Source organism: Halomonas sp., from assembly GCF_052095695.1.
Classification (GTDB): Bacteria; Pseudomonadota; Gammaproteobacteria; order Pseudomonadales; family Halomonadaceae; genus Vreelandella.
In genome coordinates, this window is the sequence record NZ_JBQDLQ010000159.1 from 1 (window position 1) to 3742 (window position 3742).

The window sequence follows — 3742 nt, forward strand, 5'->3', positions numbered from 1 at the left end:
ATCTCGCACGTAGGCTTCCGGCGTATCCGAGGCTAACGCCAACTCCTCGGTTCTGCTCGATGCGGCGTCCAGCAAAGCTTCATTATCGCCCGCCGCAAACAACGCATGTAGCCGACGATATTCGCGGGTCAGGCTATCGCGGGTAGCGTCGTTGTCTTTCAAAACATCGCCCTCTTCCCAGCACCAAGTCGGCATGGGTTGGCGGTTGGTAAAGGGTACTTCCAATCTGAAGTAGTCCGCGTCCCAGTGGATCGCATCAGCCACTACACGCAGTGGCGCATTATCATCTACCTTCACTACCTCTGGTGCCGGATTATCCAGGCCAGGCTGCACAACCACTTCAAAGGCCGTTTGGGCTTCAGTGTTGGGATTCTGACCAGGCTCCCAATACTCCATGGAAAGACGTAACTCATGGTGGGATTCAAAAGGATCTACAGAAGGCACGGGCCACGCATAGAACTGCACCTCGTTACGACCATTACGAATATGCTCCGTTGCGGGCAGTATCGTATTCTGCTCACTTGGCACACCCTTGAAATCGAGCATAATGTTCTGAATATCAACTGAAGAGGCCAACCCGTTAACGCTCCAGCGTACGCCAAACTGATACTCGATTTCCTGTGCCATTGCCTGTGCCCCCATACTAAGTAATACCGATAAAACAAAAGTGATCAATAATTTCATGCGATACCTTTAACCTGCATTGTTAAATGGATGAAACGCCCCCGTCCAGCTATCGGCCAAACGGTAGCTATTGGCCCCACCATTTTCTTGCCAGCGAGTACCGTCGTCTGTTTCGACCACCTGCGCACTACTATGCTGAACTTGGCGATTTCCTCCAGGCCGACCATCAGCAACTGGCTCATTCCTACCTGACTCAACATCCGCTTTTTTATACCCTTGCACCGTCAGCATCGCACCTGCATGGGAGAGCTGGTAGCCCCACTGACCGTTCTCGATGGCAATCGCGATACTGCCGCTGGTCGCTACCTGAATGCCATATTTGAACACGGTGCGCTCGGTAAACAGGCTGTCGAAGTACCCCATCATGCCGCCGCTGACCAGCGCGCTTAGGGTGATGCTCACCTGACCTTCTGGTTTCTCGAAGGCGTTGGCTTGTACGTTATAGGTGGCACGGAGCATATGATTGCCGAGCGTATCTTCTGTGCCCTGGGGGCCAACCCCCAAGCCAACCTCCATGAATAAAGCGGGCATGAACTGGCCTTCGGCAAAATACAGATTAAAACCATCTTCGACACTTTCTAGAAACTTGACGAGCACGGCGCCACCGCCGGTTCCTCTGGCGGCTATTTTCAATGCTTCGTAGATATCGAGCTGAACCCCGCACTCATACGCTAACGAAAGCCCCGGCGTAATCTCCCAGCTCGTTCCAGGGCCACCCTCCTCTTCCACCTGCTCAGTGGTCGCGCCCAGCATTAACTCCGGGCCACGGGTGTAGAAGCTGAATAACTTGCTACCATCGCTTTCTGTGCCACTCAGGTTTTTGGCGATACGCTGCGAGGCCTCAGTCAGAGTGCCAATAAATCGCTCAACCGTGTTTTGCTGTTGCCGCTGGTTCTCTGCTTGGCGAAGCGAGGGGCCGGTATCGAGGGTCTCGGTTTCGCTGGGGCTGCTACCCACGGTTATTGTGGTGTCTTTCGCACCACATACAACGGTGAGGTCAGCGTGGATGCCCCAGCCTTGTCGTGCGGTTACCTGCCTTACCCGCGACCCCATGCTCTGTTCTGCGGCGATCATACGGCCTTCCCTTTTTTCGACCGGGCGAGTATCGATGGTGGGCGGCGCGATGGTCACCAAGCCATCGAACTTTAACTGAGGTAGCGTCACGGTGGTGAAATGGAAGTCGTTCGTGCCGTCGTAACTGATGCGAAAGCGCTCCTCGTTCACCATGGCGGCACGGTTCATAAGCATATCCAGTAACATGACGGCGGCTTTGAATGCGAGTCCCGCATCCGCCTGTTGCGCCACGAGGCCCATCAGTGCACTGGGTAGCGTGATGGGAGGCACGGGCCGCGTCATCACCATGAAATCAACGATGGAAGTCGCTCCTGAGGCGAGCGCGGTACTGTTAAGCTCGTCAGTCCAATAGAGCGTGTGCTGATCATGTGGGCAGCTGCCTGCCAGCTTGATTGTTACTTGACCTTCATCCTTGAGCTGCGTACCGGCTAGAAAATCTTCGAAGGTTCCCTCGCCAGCCACAAATTTATCCGCAACAAAGTATATTTTACAGCCGGTAGCAGAGAGCTCATTTTCTCCTTGCAGCACTACGCGAGTATTCTCACCGGCGTGACATACGACCTCCACCTGTTCGATACAAGGGGTCAGTGAGGCGCACTCAACACACATCGCGCCAAACTCAGGGTCCTGGCGGCTTTCCTCATCTGAGGGTTCTTGAGGAATAGGGCTTTCAGTCAGTGGTTGGCCGCCATTATTTTGAAAATCCTGATAATGGTTTTGGATCGTCGTTGATTCGACCACTTCACGTTGGGAGCTATCCGTGTGAATAGCATTACGTACAGAACGTTGTGTATATACTGGATTTGTAAAATTTTCCGGCTGATGCTCCGCTAAGTAAGCTATATCTTCAATACTCGGCTGGTAGCTCATAACGGCTCCTCGCTAACGACAGGCCGAAAATTATCGTACTGCATATCACCTTCCTCATCGGAATAGGGCACCAACAGCGCGTGCCGGATGCGCCCTCGGGGTAACCAGGTTTCCAGTTGATCACGCTTTCGCCACGCGGCCATGTTGGGCTTTTCGAGTATCTGTAGGGCTTCTGGATGACGCTTAGGGAAAGTGGCGCCGAGCGCAATGACACACTTGGCCAGTAGTTTGACCTGCTTTTTAGATGCGAGTCCGTAACGCTGCCCCAGCTGTGCGGCTGCTTTAACACTCACTAGAAGCTCATCTACGCTTACATTGGGATAGGCTGGCGTGAGCGAAAGTGCAAGAGCAGCCTGCGCCCGTTGCTGCACCAAACGACCAAATCGCGCAAACTCCTCCGCCCCTATCGCAAACTGCCGCCCTTGGCCGTTGGCGACGCGGGCATCGTCGCTGAGGGCGATACATACTAGCCTTCCTTGTACATCGCTGGCCTCGGCATCGAGCGCTATCGATGGGGTTAAGGCCAACGCTTCGGGAAAAACCATCAACGGGGAAGCAGGAACGATGACCGCTTCCAGCGGGGCCATTAAAGCGGCCAGCTTCCAGGGCTCGAGCGCCTGGCTCATGTCCATCGCCACTCGCGGGTCGTAGAAGCGAAAGTACACCGGGGCCTGGTCGTTAGCCGGGGTCCAGAGCATGGTGAACTTGCGCAAATGAGTGCGCAGTTGCTTTAGGGTGGCGTGGGATTGCAGCAAGATCCCCCAGTGTTGATCCTGGGGCAGGCTTTCCAGCCAGATGCGAATCTCGCTGTCGGCTTCAAGTCGCACGAGCCACGGGGCGTTAGCCTGAGTAGCGGTGTCCGTGGAGGCATACAGGCAGGCATGCTGAGCGTCGGTTTGGCTAAGGCGCGCCATGGCTTCCCGGCAGTTAACCCCGTCGATCACGGCCCATAACGGTGGTTGATGGGGAGCAAACAGCGCTTGCCAAGTGGCCTCTTGGTAGGTCACCGGAGACGTGGGCACTTTGGGCTCAGGCTCGGGTGCTTGTTCAAGTAAAAGTGGCAGCATCTCGCCATACGCCACCGGGTGTTGCGACGAGGTGGTGTGGGCCAGTT

General features: G+C 55.3%; 3 protein-coding genes. All 3 read right to left on the reverse strand.

The window, feature by feature from the left end; all coding sequences use genetic code 11:
- Positions 1 to 627: hypothetical protein (locus ACTH5D_RS17545; RefSeq protein WP_441673475.1), on the reverse strand; the 627-nt coding region annotated here is incomplete at its 3' end.
- A 66-nt stretch (positions 628 to 693) separates the two neighbouring features.
- Complete coding sequence (locus ACTH5D_RS17550) at positions 694 to 2628, reverse strand: hypothetical protein (protein WP_441673477.1); 1935 nt, start codon at positions 2626 to 2628, stop codon at positions 694 to 696.
- The coding region (locus ACTH5D_RS17555; RefSeq protein ID WP_441673479.1) for a DUF4123 domain-containing protein at positions 2625 to 3742 on the reverse strand (1118 nt) is incomplete at its 5' end. The genes ACTH5D_RS17555 and ACTH5D_RS17550, both read right to left, overlap by 4 nt.

Bases quoted from the DNA above. Each gene is read 5' to 3' on its own strand.
- ACTH5D_RS17550 (WP_441673477.1), bottom strand. From the start codon at position 2,628: ATGAGCTACCAGCCGAGTATTGAAGATATAGCTTACTTAGCGGAGCAT.